19 protein-coding genes and 2 tRNA genes are annotated in these 22,491 nt (G+C 60.7%); 7 read left to right on the top strand and 14 right to left on the bottom strand.

Going from position 1 to position 22,491, the window contains the following annotated elements:
• Nucleotides 1-96: 96 nt before the first annotated feature.
• From ACM3N8_RS08205 to fumC, 5 genes are all read left to right on the top strand, one after another.
• Nucleotides 97-1,791: a LytS/YhcK type 5TM receptor domain-containing protein gene (locus ACM3N8_RS08205; RefSeq protein ID WP_416015951.1), complete on the top strand. Its 1,695-nt coding sequence runs from the start codon at nucleotides 97-99 to the stop codon at nucleotides 1,789-1,791.
• Nucleotides 1,785-2,534: a two-component system response regulator BtsR gene (btsR, locus tag ACM3N8_RS08200; protein WP_098982827.1), complete on the top strand. Its 750-nt coding sequence runs from the start codon at nucleotides 1,785-1,787 to the stop codon at nucleotides 2,532-2,534. The genes ACM3N8_RS08205 and btsR overlap by 7 nt, the downstream gene beginning before the upstream one ends.
• A 214-nt stretch (nucleotides 2,535-2,748) precedes the next feature.
• A complete protein-coding gene (locus ACM3N8_RS08195; protein ID WP_290017857.1) occupies nucleotides 2,749-4,557 on the top strand; it encodes a carbon starvation protein A in 1,809 nt (602 codons plus the stop codon).
• A gap of 300 nt (nucleotides 4,558-4,857) precedes the next feature.
• Nucleotides 4,858-5,586, top strand: a complete 729-nt coding sequence (gene pepE / locus ACM3N8_RS08190) for a dipeptidase PepE (protein WP_290017858.1) — start codon at nucleotides 4,858-4,860, stop codon at nucleotides 5,584-5,586.
• 125 nt (nucleotides 5,587-5,711) lie between these two features.
• Nucleotides 5,712-7,106, top strand: coding sequence for a class II fumarate hydratase (fumC, locus tag ACM3N8_RS08185; protein WP_290017859.1), 1,395 nt, complete (start codon nucleotides 5,712-5,714; stop codon nucleotides 7,104-7,106).
• Between the two features lie 65 nt (nucleotides 7,107-7,171).
• Here the strand turns inward: fumC and ACM3N8_RS08180 are convergent, their stop codons facing one another.
• Complete coding sequence (locus ACM3N8_RS08180; RefSeq protein ID WP_290017860.1) at nucleotides 7,172-7,546, bottom strand: DUF1090 domain-containing protein; 375 nt, start codon at nucleotides 7,544-7,546, stop codon at nucleotides 7,172-7,174.
• 178 nt (nucleotides 7,547-7,724) lie between these two features.
• Here ACM3N8_RS08180 and ACM3N8_RS08175 point away from each other — a divergent pair, with 178 nt between their 5' ends.
• Together ACM3N8_RS08175 and ACM3N8_RS08170 are read left to right on the top strand one after the other, a co-directional pair.
• Nucleotides 7,725-8,078: a DsrE/DsrF/TusD sulfur relay family protein gene (locus tag ACM3N8_RS08175; protein ID WP_241278564.1), complete on the top strand. Its 354-nt coding sequence runs from the start codon at nucleotides 7,725-7,727 to the stop codon at nucleotides 8,076-8,078.
• Nucleotides 8,079-8,212: 134 nt separating this feature from the next.
• Nucleotides 8,213-9,295, top strand: a complete 1,083-nt coding sequence (locus ACM3N8_RS08170) for a protoglobin domain-containing protein (RefSeq protein WP_241278565.1) — start codon at nucleotides 8,213-8,215, stop codon at nucleotides 9,293-9,295.
• On the opposite strand, the gene ACM3N8_RS08165 is transcribed toward ACM3N8_RS08170, so the two are convergent.
• The 13 genes from ACM3N8_RS08165 to glmM all read right to left on the bottom strand — a co-directional run bounded on the left by ACM3N8_RS08165 (nucleotide 9,292) and on the right by glmM (nucleotide 22,480).
• Complete coding sequence (locus ACM3N8_RS08165; RefSeq protein ID WP_241278566.1) at nucleotides 9,292-10,512, bottom strand: MFS transporter; 1,221 nt, start codon at nucleotides 10,510-10,512, stop codon at nucleotides 9,292-9,294. The genes ACM3N8_RS08170 and ACM3N8_RS08165 overlap by 4 nt on opposite strands.
• A gap of 132 nt (nucleotides 10,513-10,644) precedes the next feature.
• The gene (pnp, locus tag ACM3N8_RS08160) at nucleotides 10,645-12,786 is read right to left on the bottom strand and encodes a polyribonucleotide nucleotidyltransferase (protein ID WP_043140206.1); all 2,142 of its coding nucleotides are present in this window, start codon (nucleotides 12,784-12,786) and stop codon (nucleotides 10,645-10,647) included.
• 167 nt (nucleotides 12,787-12,953) lie between these two features.
• On the bottom strand, nucleotides 12,954-13,223 hold the full coding sequence (gene rpsO, locus ACM3N8_RS08155) for a 30S ribosomal protein S15 (protein ID WP_005317514.1): 270 nt from the start codon (nucleotides 13,221-13,223) through the stop codon (nucleotides 12,954-12,956).
• A gap of 129 nt (nucleotides 13,224-13,352) precedes the next feature.
• Nucleotides 13,353-14,312 (bottom strand): tRNA pseudouridine(55) synthase TruB, encoded by a 960-nt coding sequence (gene truB / locus ACM3N8_RS08150; RefSeq protein WP_290017862.1) that lies wholly within the window; start codon nucleotides 14,310-14,312, stop codon nucleotides 13,353-13,355.
• Nucleotide 14,313: 1 nt separating this feature from the next.
• A complete protein-coding gene (rbfA, locus tag ACM3N8_RS08145) occupies nucleotides 14,314-14,745 on the bottom strand; it encodes a 30S ribosome-binding factor RbfA (RefSeq protein WP_042866616.1) in 432 nt (143 codons plus the stop codon).
• Between the two features lie 55 nt (nucleotides 14,746-14,800).
• Complete coding sequence (gene infB / locus ACM3N8_RS08140) at nucleotides 14,801-17,497, bottom strand: translation initiation factor IF-2 (RefSeq protein ID WP_043555054.1); 2,697 nt, start codon at nucleotides 17,495-17,497, stop codon at nucleotides 14,801-14,803.
• A gap of 20 nt (nucleotides 17,498-17,517) precedes the next feature.
• A complete protein-coding gene (nusA, locus tag ACM3N8_RS08135; RefSeq protein WP_043140200.1) occupies nucleotides 17,518-19,020 on the bottom strand; it encodes a transcription termination factor NusA in 1,503 nt (500 codons plus the stop codon).
• Between the two features lie 14 nt (nucleotides 19,021-19,034).
• A complete protein-coding gene (gene rimP / locus ACM3N8_RS08130; protein WP_005317527.1) occupies nucleotides 19,035-19,493 on the bottom strand; it encodes a ribosome maturation factor RimP in 459 nt (152 codons plus the stop codon).
• A 166-nt stretch (nucleotides 19,494-19,659) separates the two neighbouring features.
• Nucleotides 19,660-19,736: transfer RNA gene (locus ACM3N8_RS08125), tRNA-Met, on the bottom strand.
• A gap of 92 nt (nucleotides 19,737-19,828) precedes the next feature.
• A tRNA-Leu gene (locus tag ACM3N8_RS08120) sits at nucleotides 19,829-19,913 on the bottom strand.
• Between the two features lie 9 nt (nucleotides 19,914-19,922).
• Nucleotides 19,923-20,249: a preprotein translocase subunit SecG gene (gene secG, locus ACM3N8_RS08115; RefSeq protein ID WP_025326063.1), complete on the bottom strand. Its 327-nt coding sequence runs from the start codon at nucleotides 20,247-20,249 to the stop codon at nucleotides 19,923-19,925.
• Complete coding sequence (gene tpiA, locus ACM3N8_RS08110; RefSeq protein ID WP_098982802.1) at nucleotides 20,250-21,014, bottom strand: triose-phosphate isomerase; 765 nt, start codon at nucleotides 21,012-21,014, stop codon at nucleotides 20,250-20,252.
• A gap of 131 nt (nucleotides 21,015-21,145) precedes the next feature.
• The gene (gene glmM / locus ACM3N8_RS08105) at nucleotides 21,146-22,480 is read right to left on the bottom strand and encodes a phosphoglucosamine mutase (protein ID WP_043140194.1); all 1,335 of its coding nucleotides are present in this window, start codon (nucleotides 22,478-22,480) and stop codon (nucleotides 21,146-21,148) included.
• Nucleotides 22,481-22,491: the final 11 nt, after the last annotated feature.

The raw sequence follows: 22,491 nt of genomic DNA, 5'->3' as shown, positions 1-22,491 counted from the left end.
CCCCGCTATTCCGGCGCCCGTGGCTTGCAGCGCAAATCTGGGTTTGCTAATACTCCGCGTCCATTGGATGAGCATCCCCTTTCGAGATAGTGTGCCGTGGCTTTCGAACAATTCGCGCTCGTGATATCTCTCTTCCAGCAGCTCTGCGTCTATCTGGTGATCGCCTGGCTGCTCTCCAAGACGCCGCTGTTCATGCCGCTGACTCAGGTGACCCTGAGCTGGCCCCACAAGATCCTCTGCTACCTCATCTTCTCCGGCTTCTGCGTGATGGGCACCTACTTTGGCCTGAGAGTCGAGGACTCCATCGCCAATACCCGCGCCATCGGCGCCGTGCTGGGGGGCATAGTCGGCGGCCCTGTCGTGGGGCTGCTGGTGGGGCTCACCGGCGGCATCCATCGCTATTCATTGGGAGGCTTCACCGCCCTGGCCTGCACCTTCTCCACCATAGCCGAGGGGCTGCTCGGCGGCCTGGTGCATCGCCACTTCGTCGCCCGCCACCGGCTCGACCTGCTGTTCAGCCCCTGGGTGGTGGGATCTGTGGCCCTCATCGCCGAGCTGATGCAGATGGGCATCATATTGCTGGTGGCCCGCCCGTATGATGACGCCATCCACCTCATCGAGAACATCATAGCCCCCATGCTGGTGGCCAATACCCTGGGGGCCGCCATGTTCATGCGGATGATCCTCGATCACCGCGCCATGCTGGAGAAGTACTCGGTCGCCTTCTCCGCCCGCGCCCTCAAGATCGCCGAGCGGGCGATGCGGGTGCTGGACAAGGGCTTCACCCAGCAGGCGTGCCAGCAGATGGTGCGCATTCTCTACGAGGAGACAGGGGTGGGCGCCGTGGCCATCACCGATCGGGAGAAGCTGCTCGCCTTCATCGGCATAGGCGAGGATCACCACCTGCCGGGCACCGCCATCAACTCGGCCCACACCTTCAAGGCGATCCAGCACAACGAGGTGGTCTATGCGGACGGCAACCTCATCCCCTACAGCTGCAACCTGCATCCCCAGTGCCGGCTCGGCTCCTCCCTGGTCATTCCGCTGCGGGGGGAAGAGGGGTCGGTGGTGGGCACCATCAAGCTCTACGAGCCCAAGCGCAAGTTCTTCTCCTCCATCAATCGCACCCTGGGAGAAGGGATTGCCCGGCTGCTCTCCGGCCAGATCCTGGCCAGCAAGTACAACGAGCAGAAGCGGCTGCTGGCCCAGTCGGAGATCAAGCTGTTGCAGGCGCAGATCAACCCGCACTTCCTGTTCAACGCCCTCAACACCCTGGCGGCGGTGATCCGGCGCGACCCCGAGGATGCCCGCACCCTGGTGCACCACCTCTCCACCTTCTTTCGCAAGAACCTCAAGCGCCAGGGGGACGAGGTGACCCTGGCCGACGAGCTGGAGCACGTGAACGCCTACCTGCACATAGAGCAGGCCCGTTTCGCCGAGCACCTGAGCGTGGAGATCCATATTCCCGAGCCGCTGCTGGAGTACCGGCTGCCCACCTTCTCCCTGCAACCCATAGTCGAGAACGCCATCAAGCACGGCATCTCCCAGATGTTCGAGCCCGGCCGACTGACCCTGACCGCGCGGCAGGAGGGCGAGCAGCTGGTGCTGGAGGTGTGTGACAACGCCGGCCTCTATCAGGCCAAACGGGAAGAGAGCGGCCTTGGCATGAACATAGTGGATCGGCGCATCAAGGCCCGTTATGGCGCCGAGTACGGGGTCACCATTCACTGCGAACTCCATCAATCCACCCGGGTGAGGATCACCCTTCCCCTGCAGGAGAGCCCATGCTGACCGCCCTGATCGTCGACGATGAACCCCTCGCCCGCGAGGAGCTGCGGCTGCTGCTGGAGCAGGCGGGCAATATCCGCCTGCTGGGGGAGTGTGCCCACGCCATGGAGGCGCTGCCCGCCATCCACCGCCTCAAGCCCGACCTGCTGTTTCTCGACATCCAGATGCCGCGCATCAGCGGGCTGGAGCTGGTGAGCATGCTGGACCCGGACTTGCGCCCCCACATCGTCTTCATTACCGCCTACGACGAGTTTGCCCTGCGCGCGTTCGAGGAGAACGCCCTCGACTACCTGCTCAAGCCGGTCACGGCTGAGCGGATGAACAAGGCGCTGGAGCGCATCCAGCGACTGCTCTCCCCCCTCTCCTCCAAAGGGGGTGAACTGGCTGGCCAGCCGCTGCCGGATCCTACCCGCATCGCCCAGCCCCTGCGCAGCATCCCCTGCAGCGGCCACAACCGCATCCTGCTGCTGCCCCTTGGCGAGGTGGAGTTCGTCCACAGCGATCTGGCCGGCAACAAGGTGGTGAGCGCCCAGCAACAGGGCACCACAGAGCTGACCCTGCGCACCCTGGAGGAGAAGACCGGCTTCGTGCGCTGTCACCGCCAGTACCTGCTCAACCCCGGCCAGATCCGCGAGATCCTGCTGCTCGACGGCGGGCTGGCGGAGGTGGTGACCCAGGGCGGCCACAAGGTGCCGGTGAGTCGGCGCTACCTGAAACCGCTCAAGGAGCTGCTGGATATTCCCTGATGGGGCGGGGCGCTTCACTCCGCCACCCTGCCCGTTACCGCTCACCCGCCTCCCACGCCCGCCAGCTCCCCCCTCAAACCGCTCGGGGCCGCTTTTCTGCCGCTCGCGGGCGGCCCTCTGCCACTGACCTTTTCTGCGCTCCCCTTTCCCTGCCGCCTGCGTAGAGTGCAGCCTGAGCCCGGCCGGATTGGCCGCAGGAAAAGGAAACTCCGTCATGCAACACGCAATCACCTTCGTCATTGCGGCCCTCTGCATCCTCGCCATCGCCTATCGCCTCTACGGCGTGTTCTTTGTGCGCAAGGTGCTGATGGCCGACGACAAGCTTGTCACCCCCTCCCACCAGCTGGAAGATGGCAAAAACTATGTGCCGACCAACAAGTGGGTCAACTTCGGCCAGCACTTCGCGGCCATCGCCGCCGCCGGCCCCCTGGTGGGCCCGGTCCTGGCGGCCCAGTACGGTTACCTGCCGAGCTTCCTCTGGCTGCTGATCGGTTGCGTCATCGGCGGCGCGGTGCACGATACCGTGGTGCTGTTCGCCTCCATGAAGCATCAGGGCAAGTCCCTCTCCGAGGTGGCCAAGGCCGAGCTCGGCCCCATCGCCGGCTGGTGTACGGGGCTGGCCATGTTGTTCATCATCACCATCACAATGGCGGGCCTCTCCATGGTGGTGGTGCACGCGCTGGAGCGTAACGCCTGGGGCGTGTTCGCGGTCTTCATGACCATCCCCATCTCCATGGTGGTGGGGATCTGGCACAAGCTGACCGGCAACCTGCAAGCCGCCTCCTGGGTGGGCTTCATCGCCGTGCTGGCCTGCGTCTTCTTCGGCCCCTACGTGCAGGAGAGCGCCTTCGGTGCCTGGCTGACCCTGCGTGCCGAGACCATCAGTCTGGCGCTGCCCATCTACGCCTTCTTCGCGACCGCCCTGCCGGTCTGGCTGCTGCTCACCCCGCGCGGTTACATCTCCAGCTTCATGAAAATCGGCGTGTTCGGCGCCCTGGTCATCGGCGTTATCTGCATCAACCCGGAGATCCAGTTCCCCGCCATGACCCAGTTCGTCCACGGCGGCGGCCCGGTACTGGGCGGCCCGGTCTGGCCCTTCATCTCCATCACCATCGCCTGTGGCGCCATCTCCGGCTTCCATGCCTTCATCGGCTCAGGCACCACCCCGAAACTGGTGGACAAGTGGAGCGACATACTGCCGGTCGCCTTCGGTGCCATGCTGGCCGAGTGCGTGGTGGGCGTGATGGCGCTGATCGCCGCCACCGCCCTGCACCCGGCCGACTACTTCGCCATCAATGCCACCCCGGAGGCCTTCGCCAAGCTGGGGATGCAGGTGGTGGATCTGCCCTTCCTCTCCCAGGAGATCGGTATGGACCTGAACGGTCGCACCGGCGGCGCCGTCACCCTGGCGGTGGGCATGTCCTACATCTTCACCAAGGTGCCCTGGTTCAGTAACCTCGCCTCCTACTTCTTCCAGTTCGTGGTGATGTTCGAAGCGGTGTTCATCCTGACCGCCGTCGACTCCGGCACCCGGGTCTCCCGCTACCTGATCCAGGACTTCTTCGGCGAGTTCTACCCGCCCCTCAAGCGCATCGACTGGATGCCGGGCGCCATCGGTGCCAGCGTGCTCGCCTGCGTGATGTGGGGGTATCTGCTGATGTCCGGTGATATCGGCTCTGTGTGGGCACTGTTCGGGGTATCGAACCAGCTGATGGCCTCGGTCGGCCTCATCATAGGTGCCACCATCATATTGCGACTGGCCAGCAAGCGCCGCTACATGCTGACCTGCCTGATCCCGCTGGCCTACCTGTTCGTCACCGTCAACTACGCCGGTTACTGGATGGTGAGCCATGTCTACTTCAACCCGGAATCCAAGGGCTACAACCTGCTCAACGGAGGCATCTCGCTGCTGATGCTGGGGCTGGGCGCCGTCATACTGGTGTCGGCCATCCGCAAGTGGATTGAGCTGTGGAAGCTGCGCCAGCAGCCCGAGTTCCAGATTGCCCCGGCCAGCGCCAGCTGACGGGAACCGCCTTCAAGGATCAAGGCCCCACCTCGGTGGGGTCTTTCGTATTTGAAACGCGGCGGGAGGCAGATCACCGCCGGTTGCGGCGGCCCGGCGGATACATATAGAGCCGCCGGGCAGTGGTCCAGAGAGTGGCGCAGAGGGTGGACTGCTTGATAACCGGCCAGAGGGCAGCCTCATCGGGATACATGAACCGATCACAGAACCCTGCGGCCAATCGGGTTAGAATGGGGGCTCCTGTCGCCACGGCACGTCCTGGCGGCGCCTCCTCCGCTTTCACTCATGAGGACATTTTTCATGGAACTGCTTCTTCTCAGCAACGGTAAAGCCACCGAATTTCCGGGTCTGCTCGGCTGGGCCCGGGATCGGGTGCAGACCCTGCTCGCCCGCAAACAGGTCAAGCGCATCCTGCTCATCCCCTACGCCGTGATCCGCAGCGACTGGGATGCCAGAGCCAATGAGCTCGGCGAAAGTCTGGGGGTGGAAGCCATCAGCATCCATCAGTTTGACGATCCGGTGGACGCCATCAACCAGGCCGACGCCATCTTTGTCAGTGGCGGCAACACCTGGCGCCTCAACCAGCTGCTGCACGAGAACGGCCTGATCGTGCCCATCCAGCGCGCCGTGCGTGAGCGGGGCGTGCCCTATGTGGGCTGGAGCGCAGGTTGCAACGTGGCCACCCCCAGCATTCGCACCACCAACGACATGCCGGTGTGCAACGCCGCCGTGCTGCCCGCACTTGGCCTGTTCCCGCTGCAGATCAACCCCCACTATCTGGACGCCAGCATCAGCGGCCACATGGGGGAGACCCGCGACGAGCGTCTGGCGGAGTTCTGCGCCATCAACCCGAGCGAACATGTGGTGGCCCTGCGCGAGGCCAGCCTGCTGCAAATCAGCGGCGACACCCTCGAATACTGGAGCGCCCGCGGCGAGGGCTTCAAGATCTTCAAGCACGGCGAGGCGATTCAGGAGTACATGGATGCCAGCCCGCTGGCGGCGCTGACACCGTTTCGCCCCCACGGCTGAACCATGATGCAAGAGGGCACGCCACAACGTGAGGCGCCATTCTGAGCGACCTGGCCTGTGGTTTGCCATGCTGTGAGGGGCAAGGGATATTCCCTCGCCCCTTTTCTTTTCGGCGGGAGGATGCAATGACGACACGGATAGAACACGACAGCTTCGGGGAGATAGCCGTTCCGGCCGAGCGGCTGTGGGGGGCCCAGACCCAACGCTCCCTGCACCATTTCGACATCTCGGGGGAGCGTCAGCCCATGGAGCTGATCCACGCCCTGGCGCGCATCAAGTCTGCCTGTGCCCGGGTCAATCACGCCAAGGGACTGCTGCCCGCTCGCACTGCCCAGGCCATCATGAGCGCCGCCGATGAGGTCCTCTGTGGCCAGCACGGGGAGGAGTTTCCACTCAGGGTCTGGCAGACAGGCTCGGGCACCCAGACCAACATGAACGTCAACGAGGTGCTGGCCAACCGGGCCAGCGAGCTGCTCGGCGGCCCGCGCGGCGAAGCGCGCCTGGTGCACCCCAACGACGAGGTGAACAAGAGCCAGTCGAGCAATGACGTCTTCCCGAGCGCCATGAACCTGGCGGCCGTCAGCGCCATCACGCTGCAACTGCTGCCCGCCCTGATCACCCTGAGTGCAACCCTTGCGCGCAAGGCGCACGCCTTCGACGACATCGTCAAGATTGGCCGCACCCACTTGCAGGACGCCACCCCGCTCACTCTGGGGCAGGAATTCTCCGGCTGGGTCGCCCAGCTGGAACAGGCGGAGCGCCACATTCGGGCCGCCCTGCCCCACCTGTGCGAGCTGGCGCTGGGAGGCACGGCCGTCGGCACAGGCCTGAACACGCCACCCGGCTTTGCCGACGAGGTGGCGGCCACCCTGGCGGAGCAGACGGGCCTGCCGCTGGTGAGCGCCCCCAACAAGTTCGAGGCGCTGGCGGCGAGCGATGCACTGGTGCATGCCCACGGCGCCCTCAAGACGCTGGCCGCATCGCTCATGAAGATCGCCAACGACGTGCGCTGGCTGGCCAGCGGCCCCCGCAGCGGGCTGGGAGAGCTGCTGATCCCGGAAAATGAGCCAGGTTCCTCCATCATGCCCGGCAAGGTCAATCCGACCCAGTGCGAGGCGCTGACCATGCTGTGCGCCCAGGTGATGGGCAACGACGTGGCCATCAACATAGGCGGCGCCAGCGGCAACTTCGAGCTGAACGTGTTCCGCCCGCTCATAGCCCACAACTTTTTGCAGAGCGTGCGGCTGCTGGCCGACGGCATGCAGAGCTTCCACGATCACTGCGCCATCGGCATCACACCGAACCGGGCGCGCATCGATGATCTGCTGGCCCGCTCCCTGATGCTGGTCACGGCGCTCAACCCCCACATTGGCTACGACAAGGCGGCCGAGATAGCCAAGCGGGCACATCATGAGGGGCTCAGCCTGCGAGAAGCGGCCATCGCCTCAGGCCATCTCACGGCGCAGCAGTTCGATGCCTGGGTGGTGCCGGCCAACATGGTCGGTCGACGGGGAGCATGATAGGAGGGATCACTGAACAGCAAAAAGCCGGGCATGCCCGGCTTTTTCACGCTGCAATGCGGCGATCAGTGGGTGATCAGCTTGCTCAGCGCATCCAGCTCGTTCTGGGCTGCCAGCAACTTGGTCTGGGCCTCTTCCAGCTTGGCCTGCTTCTTGGCGATCTTGTCAGGCTTGCCCGACACCCGCGCATTTTGCAGCTCGATCAGCCGCTCGTTCACCTGCGTTTTCAGTTCGGCCACCCGTTGCTGTTGCTCCTTGAACAGGCCCGCATCGGTGCAGTGAGCCTCGATATTGCGCAGTGCCCGCTCCAACCCGGCCACCTGATCCGCGTTGTTGTGCGCCTTGGCGAAGACCAGCTGATCCGCCACCGCCTGTTGCCGTGCCTTGCAGCCCACCTCCTGGCTGCCATAAGCCTGACCGGCCAACAGCAGCATACTCATTCCGATAACCTTCCACATAACGACCTCACTCCTCTGTCATGTTTGATGGCCGCCTATCAGACCTCACTCGGCCGGACGGGTCAAGCCGTGTGCCAACCGGTACGACAGAGTTTGTGCAACATCACGCCAGCGCGGCCCCGACGAGTCTACAATAGCGGCTTTCAGAATGGAGTCTTTTATGAATCAACGTATTGTCATCATCGCCAACGGCGCACCCTACGGTAGCGAATCCCTGTTCAACGCCCTGCGGCTGGCCATTGCCCTGGGCGAACAGGGCGGTGCCAGCCTGCAACTGTTCCTGATGTCCGATGCGGTCGGCGCCGCGCTGGCAGGGCAAGCCCCGGCCGAGGGGTACAACCTGCGCCAGATGCTGGAGATCCTGCTGGCCCATGGCACCATCATCCGCCTGTGCAAGACCTGTACCGATGCCCGCGGCATCACGGCCCTGCCGCTCATCGAGGGGATCGAGATCGGTACCCTGCCGCTGCTGGCCCAGTGGACCCTGGCGGCCGACAAGGTGCTGACCTTCTAGTAGATAGAGCGATGGGCGCAGCCGTTGACCTGCAACAAACCTGCGCCATTTGAAAACCTGTCCCCTGCCGTTAATGTCTACACTGTCAGTTAGATAACAAAGTGCGCGTCGTCATTTTCGTTCAGGGAACAGCCATGAATCCAACCGAACAGACTCTGCTGGAACAGATGCGGATCACAGAGTTCGAAATAGCCCATCGCAAGGAGCTGTTGCTGCTGGGCGAGGACGATTTCACTCTGCTCGCCAGTTATCGCATCAAGATAGAGCCCCACATAGATGCGCTGGTCGACAAGTTCTATACGCTGCAGACCGGGATCACCGAGATTGCCCTGCTGATCGGCGATGCCGATACGCTCACCCGGCTGCGGGCGGCCCAGCGCCGTTACATCCTCGACCTGTTCAGCGGCCAGTATGATCTGGAGTACGTCAACAACCGGTTGCGGATCGGGCTGGTGCACAAGCGGATCGGGGTGGAACCCAAACTCTATCTGGCCGCCATCAACACCCTCAAGGGGCTGCTCATCGAGGATATCTTCACCCAGATAGAGCATGAGCAGAATCGCATGACCATGCTGACCGCCCTCGACAAGCTCTTCCTGTTCGACATCACTCTGGTGTTCGAGACCTATATCCGCAGCCTGGTCTCGGAGATAGAGTCATCCAAGGAGAAGTCGGAGATCTACGCCAAGACGCTGGAGGAGAAGGTGCGCGAGCGCACCCAGCAGCTGGAGGAGATGAGCCGGACCGACTCCCTCACCGGCCTGCTCAGCGTGCGTCACCTGCAGGAGAACCTGACCCGCACCCTGCGTACCTGCCAGCGCCGCGCCGAGCCCGTGGTCATCGCCTACCTCGACATCGACGACTTCAAGCAGATCAACGACACCCAGGGACACCAGCGGGGAGATGAGATACTGCGCATCGTCGGCGCCTGCATTCGCAAGGTGTCGCGGGCGGAGGATTGCTGCTTTCGCTACGGCGGGGATGAGTTCTGCCTGATCCTGCCCAACTGCAACGAGGATCAGGCCAGGGACGTCTATCTGCAACGGCTGACCCACACCCTGGCAGAGCAGCTAGGGGACGTGACCCTCAGCATCGGCATGGTGCAAACGGGCCCCATCCAGTTCGACGAGGGCAACAGCCTGATCCGGCTGGCCGACGAGCGCATGTATGCCGCCAAGAAGGCGATGAAGCAGGTCAACCTGAAGGAGACCCACTAACCCTCGCGGGAACAGGCTTTCACCACCTCGGGGCGCGGGATCCGCGCCCCCCACTCGTACAGCAGAAAGGTCAAGATGCAGCACAGCGCCATCAATATGTAGAGTGACGGCCCGCCCCACAGTTCCAGGATCCAGCCCCCCAGCACGGCCCCTATGGCACCGCCCAGCCCGGCCAGCGCCCCGGCCCCGAAATAGCTCCCCTTCAGATGAGGGGGCGACATCTGATCGATCAGCACGTTGAGCAGCGGGAACAGTATGGTCTCCCCCACGCTCAGCAGCAGCACGGCCCCGATCCAGTGCGACCACTGCGCGGGATCCCCCAGCGCAAACAGCACCTGAGCCCCCAGAAACAGCATGATGCCAAGCTGCAGCCGCACCTTGCCGGGCCAGCGGGCGAGCAGGTGCAGCAGCGGGAATTGCAGCAAGACCACGGTCAGCGCGTTGATCGTCACCAGAATGGCGACCAGCCGCGCCACCTCCGGGGTCTCGGCCCGGGTCAGGTACTGCACCAGGGGTGAGTGAAACTGGGAGTAGACCAGCACCATCAGCAGGTTCGCCATTACCAGCAGCAGAAAGCCCCGATCCAGCCACAGCACCTTGATGGCGGCCCGCAGACCCAGGCCGCCACCGCGCCGCTCTTCCTCATTCAGCCTGCGAAAGCCCCAGACGAAGGCGGCCCCCAGCAACAGATAGCTGCCGGAGAGCAGCAGGAAGGTCTGCTGCTGGGCGCTGATGCCCAGGGTCACCCCGAGCAGGGGCCCTGTCGCCGCCCCCAGGTTGAGCAGGAAGTAGCGCATATGCAGCGCCAGCTCGCGCGCCTTGGCCGAAGCGAGACTGTCGGCCATCAGCGCCTTGCCCGGTGCATCTATGAGACCGGAGGAGAGACCGCTGCCGATCACCCCGACCCCGAGCCAGAGCACTGAGTGGGAGAAGCCGAGCAGGCCGTAACAGAGCAGCGCCACCAGGCAGCCGGCCAGCAAGATGTTGCGCCGCCCCAGCCGGTCCGACAACCAGCCGCCATAGAAGCTGATCAGGGTGGAGAGCGCCGCACTCGCTCCCAGCATGGCCCCTATGCTGGTGGCCGAGAGGGCATACTCCCGATAGAGCAAGATGGAGAGAAAAGGCCAGACCATGTAATAGCTGGTGCGCACCATGAAGGTACCCAGGATCACGGTCCAGACCAGCGGAGGAAACTGCCTGAGGAGGGCCAACGACATCATACTGCTCCTTGTTGCCCGTCGCGCGGGGAGCCCATTGTTGTAACAGAGGGCTTCATAAGAAACAACATCGCCGCCGAGCAGGCACAAAAAAGCCGACCCTGAGGTCGGCTTTTCAACGGCACGGCAGCCTTATTCGGCAGTCGGCTCTTCGGCAACAGCCACGTCAGCAACCGGTGCGGCGGCTTCGGTCGGTGCATTCGCTTCCTTGATGGAGAGACGCACGCGGCCTTGACGGTCCACTTCCAGTACCTTCACCTTCACAACATCACCGATCTTCAGGAAGTCGGCCACGTTCTGCACGCGGGCATCGGTGATCTGGGAGATGTGTACCAGACCGTCTTTACCCGGCAGGATATTGACGAAGGCGCCGAAGTCGGCCAGACGCACAACCTTGCCTTCATAGATGCGGTTCACTTCGATCTCGGCGGTGATGGCCTCGATGCGACGAATGGCTTCCATGGCGGCTTCGTTGGCAACGGCGGAGATGCGGACGGTACCGTCATCATCCAGCTCTATGTTGGTGCCAGTCTCTTCGGTCAGCGCGCGGATCACGGAACCACCCTTGCCGATCACGTCCTTGATCTTCTCAGGATTGATCTTGATGGTGTGGATGCGCGGGGCGAAGTCGGAGATTTCGCTACGCGGCGCCTGGATGGCTTCGTCCATCACTTTCAGGATGTGCAGGCGAGCACCACGGGCTTGCTTGAGGGCAATCTCCATGATCTCTTTGGTGATACCTTCGATCTTGATGTCCATCTGCAGCGCTGTGATACCTTGAGTAGTACCGGCCACCTTGAAGTCCATGTCGCCCAGGTGATCTTCGTCACCCAGGATGTCGGACAGCACGACGAAACCTTCTTCTTCCTTCACCAGACCCATGGCGATACCGGCAACGGAGGCCTTGATCGGCACACCCGCGTCCATCAGCGCCAGGGAGGAACCACAGACGGAGGCCATGGAGGAGGAACCGTTGGATTCGGTGATTTCAGACACCACGCGCACCACGTACGGGAACTCGGCGGCGCTCGGCATCACGGCAGCAACGCCGCGCTTGGCCAGACGACCGTGACCGATTTCACGACGCTTCGGGCTACCCATCATGCCGGTCTCACCGACGCAGTACGGCGGGAAGTTGTAGTGCAGCATGAAGCGGTCAGCACGGTGGCCAGCCAGCTCGTCGATGTTCTGGGCGTCACGCTCGGTACCCAGGGTCGCAACCACGATAGCCTGAGTCTCACCACGGGTGAACAGGGCGGAGCCGTGAGCGCGCGGCAGGATGCCGGTGCCGACGGACAGGGCGCGGATCATTTCCGGATCGCGACCATCGATGCGCGGCTCGCCACGGACCACACGGCCACGGACGATGCGGCTTTCCAGGCTGTGGAACTCTTCGCCGATCTTCTTGGCATCTTCTTCCACACCGGAGGCGATCACTTGCTCAACCACACGGGACTTGATGGCACCGATGGCGGCGTAACGCACGGCCTTCTCGGTGATGCGGTAAGCTTCACCCAGCTCGGCGGTGGCCAGCTCGGCAACCTTGGCTTTCAGCGCTTCGTTGGTCGCAGGCGGGGTCCAATCCCACGGCTGGGTACCCACCTCGGCGGCGAATTCGTTGATGGCGTTGATCACGACTTGCATCTGCTCGTGGCCATAAACAACGGCGCCCAGCATGGTCTCTTCAGACAGGATGGCCGCTTCGGATTCGACCATCAGTACCGCGTTGGCGGTACCGGCAACTACCAGGTCCAGATCGCTCTGGGGCAGTTCGGCTGTAGTCGGGTTCAGCACGTACTGACCGTTCATGTAACCCACGCGAGCCGCGGCAATCGGGCCACCGAACGGGATGCCGGAGATGGCCAGTGCAGCAGAGGCACCGATCATGGCAACTATGTCCGGGGAAACCAGCGGGTTCACGGACATGACGGTGGCAACCACCTGAACCTCATTGAGGAAGCCTTCCGGGAACAGCGGACGAATAGGACGGTCGATCAGGCGGGAGGTGAGGGTTTCGCCTTCGCTCGGACGGCCTTCACGACGGAAGAAACCACCCGGGATACGACCAGCAGCATAGGTACGCTCCTGGTAGTTGACGGTCAGCGGGAAGAAATCGCGACCGTGATCGGCCTCTTTCTTGCCTACTACGGTCACAAATACGCAGGTATCGTCCATGCTGACCATTACGGCCGCAGTGGCTTGACGGGCCATCACACCGGTTTCCAGAGTGACGGTGTGTTGACCGTACTGGAATGACTTTACAATAGGATTCACGTGAATTTCCTTTTTACAATTTGGCTCTTTAAATTCGCGTGCAAGTATACTTGATTCGAACCAAAAGGTAAGCAGTGACACAAATTCTGTGAAGCCGGCAACAGCCTGACGCGCAATAAAAAAGGGGAACCCTGAGGTTCCCCTTTTTCGCGAAATCTGATGGTCGATTAACGACGCAGACCCAGCTTGGCGATCAGAGCAGCATAACGCTGAACATCTTTACGCTTCAGGTAGTCCAGCAGCTTGCGACGCTGGGAAACCATGCGCAGCAGACCACGACGACCGTGGTGATCTTTAGCGTGCTCTTTGAAGTGACCTTGCAGATGGTTGATCTGGGCAGTCAGCAGGGCAACCTGCACTTCGGGGGAGCCAGTGTCGTTGGCGCAACGAGCGTTGTCAGCAACGATGGAAGCTTTGATCTCAGCATTTAGAGACATGGTATTACTCCAAGTAGAGTGTTTAAAGGTTCACAGCCAATCTCTAATTCAGCCGTGAAATGAGGGCGGTATCATAATCGTCCCCGTCACTTTTCGCAACGGGAAAGACGCCCTGATACCGCCGGAGGATCACTCCTCGTCGTGATCGTCGTGGTAGCGCACCAGACGCTTGGGGGCAACCCGCCCTTCGTCGTCGATCTCGCCCACCCCGATGAACTCACGCTCAGGGCCGACCGTCATGCGGACCTGGCCGCTTTGCGGCGCGCTAGCTACCTGCACGGCCTGACCCTGGTTCACATAGGCGGCGACTGCCGCCAGCATGTTCACCTCGGGCAGCGCAGCCACGGCGGTATCCATCGGCAGCAACAAGGGGTCGAGCTGCTCCCGTGGCGGGATGCTTTCAGCCTTGGCCTGTTCGAAGATGCACTCGAGCTGTTCCAGGGTCAGCATCCGCTCATAGGGATAGCTGGCCACCTGGGTGCGGCGCAGCTGGGTGACGTGAGCGCCACAACCCAGCACTTCTCCCAGATCGTCCACCAGGGAGCGAATGTAGGTGCCCTTGCTGCAGTGCACCTCCAGCTTGACCTCATCCCCTTCAAAGCTGATGAGCTTGAGCTCGAACACAGTGATGGGGCGGGCTTCGCGCTCTATCTCTATGCCTTCACGGGCATATTCGTAGAGCGGGCGACCGTTGTGCTTGAGGGCGGAGTACATGGACGGCACCTGCATGATGGGGCCGCGGAACTGGTCCAGCGACTCGATCAGGGTGCCCACGGCCACGTTCACCGGCCGGGTGGAAACCACCTCGCCGTCGGAGTCGCTGGTGTTGGTGCGCTCGCCCAGCTTGGCGGTCACCTCATAGCGCTTGTCCGCTTCCAGCAAATACTGGGAGAACTTGGTGGCCTCGCCGAGACAGATCGGCAGCATGCCGGTCGCCAGCGGATCCAGAGCACCGGTGTGACCGGCCTTGGCGGCGTTGTAGATACGCTTGACCTTCTGCAACACATCGTTGGAGGTCAGACCGGTCGGCTTGTCCAGCAGCAGGATGCCGTGTACGTCACGACCCTTGAAACGGCGTCTACGAGACATCTCAGGCTTTATCCTCTGTATCATCCGGTGCGGCTTCGTCTTCTTCACGGCCGGCTTCGGCCATGCGACGCTTGTCGTCACGCACTGTGTTGGACACCAGGTTGGAGATGCGCATCCCCTCGACCAGGGTCTGGTCGTAGTAGAAGCGCAGCTCGGGCACCACCCGCAGGCGCATGGCACTGCCGAGCAGGCTGCGGATGTAGCCGGCCGCTTCGGTCAGGCCCTTGAGCCCTTCCGCGATGCGCTCGGCATCGATATCCAGCTGCAAGAAGGTGACATAAACCTTGGCATAGTTGAGGTCCTTGGACACTTCCACGTCCGAGACGGTTACCATGCCGATGCGCGGGTCCTTGACCTCACGCTGCAAGATCAGCGCGATTTCACGCTGGATCTGCTGGCCGACCCTGTTGGTCCGGCTGAATTCTCTGGCCATATTCTATCCTGCGATAAAAGGGGGCCGCGGCCCCCTATTTTGTCTAACTCTCGGCTTACAGAGTCCGTTGAATTTCAATGGTCTCGTAAACTTCGATCTGGTCGCCTTCGCGTACGTCGTTGTAGTTCTTGACCGCGATACCACATTCGTAACCGTTGCGGACTTCGTTGACGTCATCCTTGAAGCGGCGCAGGGATTCCAGCTCGCCTTCATAGATAACCACGTTGTCACGCAGAACACGGATACGGTTGGAACGCTTGACCACACCTTCGGTAACCATACAGCCGGCAACGGCGCCGAACTTGGGTGACTTGAAGACGCTACGCACTTCAGCCAGACCGATGATCTCCTGACGATACTCAGGAGCCAGCTTGCCGCTCATGGCCTGCTTCACTTCGTCGATCAAATCATAGATGACGGAGTAGTAACGCAGATCCAGGCTCTCGGACTCGATGACCTTGCGAGCAGAGGCGTCGGCACGGACGTTGAAGCCCACCAGGATGGCGCTGGAAGCCGCTGCCAGAGTGGCGTCGGTTTCGGTGATGCCACCGACACCCGAGCCCACGATCTTGACCTTGACTTCGTCGGTAGAGAGCTGGACCAGCGCATCGCAAATCGCTTGCACCGAACCCTGTACGTCGGCCTTGATCACCACGTTCACTTCGGACACTTCGCCCTCGGTCATGTTGGCGAACATGTTTTCCAGCTTGGCCTTCTGCTGGCGAGCCAGCTTGACGTCGCGGAACTTGCCCTGACGATAGAGTGCCACTTCACGGGCCTTCTTCTCGTCACGTACAACGGTGGCTTCATCACCGGCAGACGGCACCCCGGACAAACCCAGGATTTCCACCGGCAGGGACGGACCCGCTTCCTTGATTTCACGACCCAGCTCGTCACGCATGGCACGGATACGACCGTATTCCAGACCACACAGTACGATGTCGCCCTGGCGCAGAGTACCTTCTTGTACCAGCACTGTGGCAACCGGACCACGACCCTTGTCCAGGAAGGATTCGATCACGACGCCGCTGGCCATGCCATCGACAACCGCTTTCAATTCCAGTACTTCGGACTGGATCAGGATGGCTTCCAGCAGGTCGTCTATGCCTTCGCCAGACTTGGCGGAGACGTGAACGAACTGGCTGTCGCCACCCCAGTCTTCGGACATGACGTTGTAACGGGCCAGCTCGGTCTTGACGCGATCCGGATCCGCTTCGGGCTTGTCGATCTTGTTGACCGCAACCACGATGGGCACTTCTGCCGCCTTGGCGTGCTGGATGGCTTCGATGGTCTGCGGCATGACGCCGTCATCGGCAGCAACAACCAGAACGACGATATCGGTCGACTTGGCACCACGAGCACGCATGGAGGTAAAGGCCGCGTGACCCGGGGTATCCAGGAAGGTGATCATGCCACTGTCGGTTTCGACGTGGTAAGCACCGATATGCTGGGTGATGCCACCGGCTTCGCCAGCAGCGACCTTGGCTTTACGGATGTAATCCAGCAGCGAGGTCTTGCCGTGGTCGACGTGACCCATGATGGTCACGACAGGTGCGCGCGGCTTGGCTTCGGAGGTCTCGTCACGATCGGACAGTACCGCCTCTTCCAGCTCGTTCTCACGACGCAGCACAACCTTGTGACCCATCTCTTCGGCGACCAGCTGAGCTGTCTCCTGATCGATCACCTGGTTGATGGTCGCCATGGCGCCCATCTTCATCATCGCCTTGATGACTTCTACGCCCTTGACGGCCATCTTGTTGGCCAGTTCGGCCACAGTGATGGTTTCGCCGATGACGACGTCACGGTTAACCACGGCCGCAGGCTTGTTGAAGCCGTGCTTCATGGCATTGGGCATGGCCACCTTGCCGCGCTTGCCTTTACGGGCACGCGGGTTGCGGGAGTCGCGATCATCTTCACGACGACCGGCCTTTTTCGGCGCCTTGACGGCGGCGGCGGCGGTACGACGGCTGGTCTCTTCCTTCCGGTCCAACTCGTCTTCTGCGGCTTGCGCATGCTTGTTGGTGGTCAGATGATAGTCACTGCTCTCTTTGGCGCGAGCAGCTTCTTCTTCAGCCCAGCGAGGGCCGTTTTGTTCCGCCATGACGCGAGCCTCTTCGGCTTTCTTCGCGGCGAGTTCTTCTGCTTTTTGCAAAGCGGTTTGATCCTGTTGGCGCTTCAGTTCTTCTGCTTCGCGCTTGGCCATCTTTTCTGCCTCTTGCTGAGCTGTGCTACTGGCTGCTTTGGCGGGCTGTGGAGCCTGTCGAGCCTTTTGTTGTGCCTCGATCCGCGCCTTTTCCTCAGCTTCACGACGAGCCTGCTCAGCCTCACGGCGAGCCTTCTCTTCAGCATCGAGACGAACCTTGTTTTCGGCCTCGCTACGAGCTTTTTCTTCTGCTTCCAAACGCGCTGTTTCCTCGGCTTCCGCCTGGCGCTGTTCATCTTCCAGCGCCGAGCGTCTTACGTAGGTGCGAGATTTACGCACTTCAACCTGCACTTCCTTGTTCTTGCCGCCAGTCCCCTGAACACTGATGGTGCTCTTGGTCTTGCGCTGCAAGGTCATGCGGGCAGGTGCGGCGACCTCGTCACCTCCATGCTGTTTCTTCAGATGGGTCAGCAGAGTCTGTTTCTCAGACTCGCTAACCATGTCGTCGGCCTTGCTCTTGCTGATACCGGCATCGACAAACTGCTGGAGAAGACGATCAACCGGTGTGTCGATGTCAGTGGCAAGTTGTTTGACTGATACTTCTGCCATTCATTTTCCTCCGTTTGATCTTACTCAGACTGCTCTTCTCCGAACCAACAGATATTACGAGCAGCCATAATCAGCTCACCGGCTTTCTCTGCCGTCAGCCCTTCAATATCAGCAAGGTCATCGATGCCTTGCTCTGCCAAATCTTCCAGGGTGCCGATACCGCGAGCGGCCAGGGCATACGCCATGTCACGGCCAAGGCCGTTCAGATTGAGCAGATCTTCGGAAGGTTCTACACCTTCAAAGGATTCTTCTTTGGCCAGAGCCTTGGTGGTCAGCGCATTCTTGGCGCGCTGGCGCAGCTCTTCAACCATGTCTTCGTCCAGGCCATCGATGGCCAGCAGCTCGTTGACCGGTACGAAGGCGATCTCTTCCAGGGTAGAGAAGCCTTCTTCCATCAGCAGACCGGCGAAATCATCGTCGATGTCGAGGGTGCTGGTGAACAGGGTCAGGATGCGGTCGTTCTCGGCCTGGTGCTTGGCACGCATGTCCTCAACGGTCATGACGTTCAGCTCCCAACCGGTCAGCTGGGATGCCAGACGCACGTTCTGACCGTTGCGACCAATGGCCTGGGCCAGGTTGGCGGCTTCCACGGCGATATCCATGGTGTGGTTGTCTTCATCCACTATGATGGAGGCCACATCGGCGGGCGCCATGGCATTGATCACGTACTGGGCGGGGTTGTCATCGTACAAGACGATGTCGGCACGCTCACCGCTCAGCTCGGCGGAGACGGCTTGCACACGGGCACCGCGCATGCCGATACAGGCACCGATCGGGTCGATACGACGATCGTTGGTCTTCACCGCTATCTTGGCGCGGGAGCCCGGGTCACGGGCGGCGCCCATGATTTCGATCATCTCTTCACCGATTTCCGGTACTTCGATGCGGAACAGCTCTTTCAGGAAGTCCGGGCTGGAACGGCTGACGAACAGCTGGGAACCACGGGCTTCGGGACGCACGGCGTAGAGCAGGCCACGGATGCGATCGCCCGGACGGAAAGTCTCGCGCGGCAGCATGTCGTCACGGAAGATCACGGCCTCGGCATTGCTGCCCAGATCCAGGATCACGTTGTCACGGTTGCTCTTCTTGACCACACCGCTGATGATGGTGCCTTCCTTGTCCTTGAACTGGTCAACGACTTGGGAACGCTCGGCTTCGCGCACTTTCTGCACGATAACCTGTTTGGCGGTCTGGGTGGTGATACGGTCGAAGGTCACAGAGTCGATCTGATCTTCTACATAGTCACCGAGCTGGATCTCGGGCTGCTCGATCTGAGCGGCTTCGAGGGTGATTTCACCGTACGGGTTCTCCATTGCAGCCTGATCGGCCACCACAACCCAGCGACGATAGGTATCGTAGTCACCGGTCTTGCGATCGATTTCGACCCGAACTTCAATCTCGCCTTCATATTTTTTCTTGGTCGCAGTCGCCAGCGCGGTCTCCAGAGCCTGGAAAATTTTCTCGCGGGGCACAGCTTTCTCGTTGGATACTGCGTCAACGACCAGCAAAATCTCTTTATTCATATCCGATAGCCTCGTTAACCAAAGTTCGGCACTATGTTCGCTTTTTGGATATTGGTGAAAGCCAACACGTCGTCCTTACCATCTACTGTCAGGGTGATCATGTCGCCTTGCACAGCTTTGATTACGCCTTTGAACTTGCGGCGGTTATTTGTTGCCATCCGCAGCTGCACCGCCGCCTCTTGGCCAACGTATTTTTCGAACTGGGCAACCTTGAACAGCGGACGATCCAGACCAGGGGAGGATACTTCCAGGAAGTATTCTTCTGTGATGGGATCCTCGACATCCATGATGGCGCCAACCTGATGGCTGACTTCAGCACAGTTCTCGACAGTCACACCATTCTCGCCGTCGATAAAGACACGCAAAGTGGAGTGGTTACCCGCGCGGATAAACTCAATACCCCAAAGTTCAAAACCCAAGGCAACGACCGGAGCCTCGAGCAGATCGGTCAAACGTTGTTCCAACGTAGCCAAAGTCACCCTCCGAAAAACAAAAAAAGGGCATAAAGCCCAGATAGAGATCGATTCAGAGTAAATCGCACATAACAAAAAGCCCCGATGTCAAATCGGGGCTTGGCGCTTTACCCTGATTGTCGCCTCGCAGCGACCGCCTTCCTGAGCGTAGGAAATGCGTGAAATTTGGTTGCGGGGGCCGGATTTGAACCGACGACCTTCGGGTTATGAGCCCGACGAGCTACCATGCTGCTCCACCCCGCGTCCGAAATCGTGCGAGATTATAGCCAGTTCATTCTCTTCACACAAGACTGACTGGCTATAATATACCCGGTTGCCCGAGCTCACTACTTAATTGGTGCCGTGGGCGGGACTCGAACCCGCACACCCTAGAGCACTACCCCCTCAAGATAGCGTGTCTACCAATTCCACCACCACGGCAAAACTCACTTATTCGGGAACGTCAGTGTCTTTCTTTACTGGCGCTTTGGTCTGCTCAACCTGTTGGGTTTGTTGCAAATTTTCCCATTCACTACCCTGTTTTACCTTGTTGCTGGACATAGAGCCGAGCACCAAGCTAATCAGAAAGAACAGAGTAGCCAAAATTGCTGTTGTTCGGGTCAGGAAACTGCCTGAACCACCGGAGCCGAATACGGTATTCGATGCCCCTGCGCCGAAGGAGGCGCCCATGTCAGCCCCTTTACCTTGCTGAATCATCACCAGACCAATCAGAGCCAGTGAAACCAGCAGATAAACGACTAAAAGAATTTCGTACATTTAACTTGCACCCTTTGCCGCTTCAACAATTCCTAAAAACGTCTTGTCATCGAGACTCGCTCCACCAATCAGGCCGCCATCAATGTCGGGCTGGGCAAACAAATCTCTCGCATTGGTCGGTGTCACGCTCCCACCATAGATGATTCTAACTTTCTCACCTATTACCGGAGTATCCTCCGCCAAGCGACCACGTATAAAGGAATGAACCTCTTGTGCCTGCTCGGGTGTGGCGCATTTACCTGTACCTACAGCCCAAATCGGCTCGTAGGCGATGATAGCATTATCGAAAGCCATCGCGCCATTTTTCTCTATGACGATGTCCAGCTCTTCGGCGATCACCTCGAAGGTTCTTCTCGCCTGCCTCGCCGCGCCCGACTCACCCAAACAGAGGATGGGGATCAAGCCTGCCGCTCTGGCTGCCGCAAACTTCTCTGCGACGATAAAGCTGGTCTCACCAAAGAGACGCCTGCGCTCGGAGTGCCCTACCAGTACGTAACGACACCCTGCCTCAACCAGCATCTGACACGAGACTTCACCCGTGTAAGCGCCAGCCTGGTGCTGACTCACATTCTGAGCCCCCAACTTCATCACCTTCTGCTCGTTGAGCAGAGCGGCCGTGAAGTCGAGATGCACATGGGATGGACACAAGACCACATCTACTCGCTCATCCATGCCTTGCAGGCACTGGCCAGTAAACTGCTCTAACTGCGACCTACTACCGTGTAACTTCCAGTTGGCGGCTACAAACGGCTTGCGATGTCCCATCGGCAACTCCCTTGCGAAAGCGGGGCTGATAATATCCAGAGGATTGTCAGCTGACAAGCGCTATTTTTGAATTTTCGAATCGTTTGAACAAGATACAACCAGGGCGGCTAAAAAGCCGCCCCTTTTGTTCATTAAAACGCCGATTCGACCTGTTGAGCGATGCGTTGTGCCATATCACGCACCTGCTGCTCATGCTCACCTTCCACCATGACCCGGATCAGGGGTTCGGTGCCGGATTTGCGCAGCAGGACGCGGCCACGGCCAGCCAGCTCCTGTTCCACCTTGGCCACTTCCTGGTTGACGGCATCAGCCGCCAGCGGATCCTTGCCCTCGGCAAAACGGACGTTCACCAGCACCTGCGGGAACTTGCTCATGCCGGAACGCAGCTTGGCCAGCGGCATCTCGGCGGTGCAGATGGCCATCAGCACCTGCAGGGCAGCGACGATACCGTCCCCTGTGGTGGTCTGATCCAGGCAGATGATGTGACCGGAGTTTTCACCCCCGATACGCCAGCCCTTCTCGTTCATCATCTCCAGCACGTAGCGGTCACCCACCTTGGCACGGGCGAACGGGATGCCCAGAGTCTGCAGCGCCAGCTCCAGGCCCATGTTGGCCATCAGGGTACCAACCACACCGCCCTTGAGGCGGCCGTTGCGCAGCGCATCGCGGGCGATGATGTAGAGGATCTCGTCACCGTCAATGATGTAACCCGTGTGGTCCACCATCACCAGGCGATCGCCGTCACCGTCGAAGGCCACGCCCAGATCCGCCTTGCACTCCAGCACCTTGGCCGCCAGCGCGTCGGGAGCGGTCGAGCCGACACCGTCGTTGATGTTGAGGCCATCCGGGCTGCAGCCGATGGCTATTACCTCGGCGCCCAGTTCGCGGAACACGGAGGGGGCTATGTGATAGGTAGCGCCATTGCCGCAGTCGACCACCATCTTCAGCCCTTCCAGGCTCAGATGGGAGGGGAAAGTGCTCTTGCAGAACTCGATATAGCGACCCGCCGCATCCTCGATGCGCACAGCTTTGCCCAAATCGGCAGACTCGACGCACTTGATCTCGTGATCCAGCTCGGCCTCGATGGCCATCTCGACCTCGTCAGGCAGCTTGGTGCCATCGGCTGAGAAGAACTTGATGCCGTTGTCATAGTAAGGGTTGTGGGAGGCGCTGATGACGATGCCGGCCTCGGCACGGAAGGTGCGGGTCAGATAGGCAACGGCCGGGGTAGGCATGGGGCCCATCAGTATGGCCTTGAGACCGGCGGCGGAGAGACCCGCTTCCAACGCGGACTCCAGCATGTAGCCGGAGATGCGGGTATCCTTGCCGATCAGCACTTTACGGGTGCCCTTCTTGGAGAGCACCTTGCCTGCGGCCCAACCCAGCTTCATCACGAAATCAGGGGTGATAGGGAATTCGCCAACCTTGCCGCGGACACCATCGGTGCCAAAATACTTTCTTGCCATTGTCTGTTCTC

The organism is Aeromonas sp. A04 (assembly GCF_047780465.1).
Lineage (GTDB): Bacteria > Pseudomonadota > Gammaproteobacteria > Enterobacterales > Aeromonadaceae > Aeromonas > Aeromonas bestiarum.
This window is presented reverse-complemented; position numbering and strand designations above follow the sequence as displayed.

Bases quoted from the DNA above. Each gene is read 5' to 3' on its own strand.
- truB (WP_290017862.1), bottom strand. From the start codon at position 14,312: ATGTCTCGTAGACGCCGTTTCAAGGGTCGTGACGTACACGGCATCCTG.
- ACM3N8_RS08170 (WP_241278565.1), top strand. From the start codon at position 8,213: ATGAATCCAACCGAACAGACTCTGCTGGAACAGATGCGGATCACAGAG.
- infB (WP_043555054.1), bottom strand. From the start codon at position 17,497: ATGGCAGAAGTATCAGTCAAACAACTTGCCACTGACATCGACACACCG.
- btsR (WP_098982827.1), top strand. From the start codon at position 1,785: ATGCTGACCGCCCTGATCGTCGACGATGAACCCCTCGCCCGCGAGGAG.
- rbfA (WP_042866616.1), bottom strand. From the start codon at position 14,745: ATGGCCAGAGAATTCAGCCGGACCAACAGGGTCGGCCAGCAGATCCAG.
- ACM3N8_RS08175 (WP_241278564.1), top strand. From the start codon at position 7,725: ATGAATCAACGTATTGTCATCATCGCCAACGGCGCACCCTACGGTAGC.
- nusA (WP_043140200.1), bottom strand. From the start codon at position 19,020: ATGAATAAAGAGATTTTGCTGGTCGTTGACGCAGTATCCAACGAGAAA.
- tpiA (WP_098982802.1), bottom strand. From the start codon at position 21,014: ATGGGACATCGCAAGCCGTTTGTAGCCGCCAACTGGAAGTTACACGGT.
- ACM3N8_RS08165 (WP_241278566.1), bottom strand. From the start codon at position 10,512: ATGTCGTTGGCCCTCCTCAGGCAGTTTCCTCCGCTGGTCTGGACCGTG.
- ACM3N8_RS08195 (WP_290017857.1), top strand. From the start codon at position 2,749: ATGCAACACGCAATCACCTTCGTCATTGCGGCCCTCTGCATCCTCGCC.
- rpsO (WP_005317514.1), bottom strand. From the start codon at position 13,223: ATGTCTCTAAATGCTGAGATCAAAGCTTCCATCGTTGCTGACAACGCT.
- ACM3N8_RS08180 (WP_290017860.1), bottom strand. From the start codon at position 7,546: ATGAGTATGCTGCTGTTGGCCGGTCAGGCTTATGGCAGCCAGGAGGTG.
- secG (WP_025326063.1), bottom strand. From the start codon at position 20,249: ATGTACGAAATTCTTTTAGTCGTTTATCTGCTGGTTTCACTGGCTCTG.
- pepE (WP_290017858.1), top strand. From the start codon at position 4,858: ATGGAACTGCTTCTTCTCAGCAACGGTAAAGCCACCGAATTTCCGGGT.
- fumC (WP_290017859.1), top strand. From the start codon at position 5,712: ATGACGACACGGATAGAACACGACAGCTTCGGGGAGATAGCCGTTCCG.
- glmM (WP_043140194.1), bottom strand. From the start codon at position 22,480: ATGGCAAGAAAGTATTTTGGCACCGATGGTGTCCGCGGCAAGGTTGGC.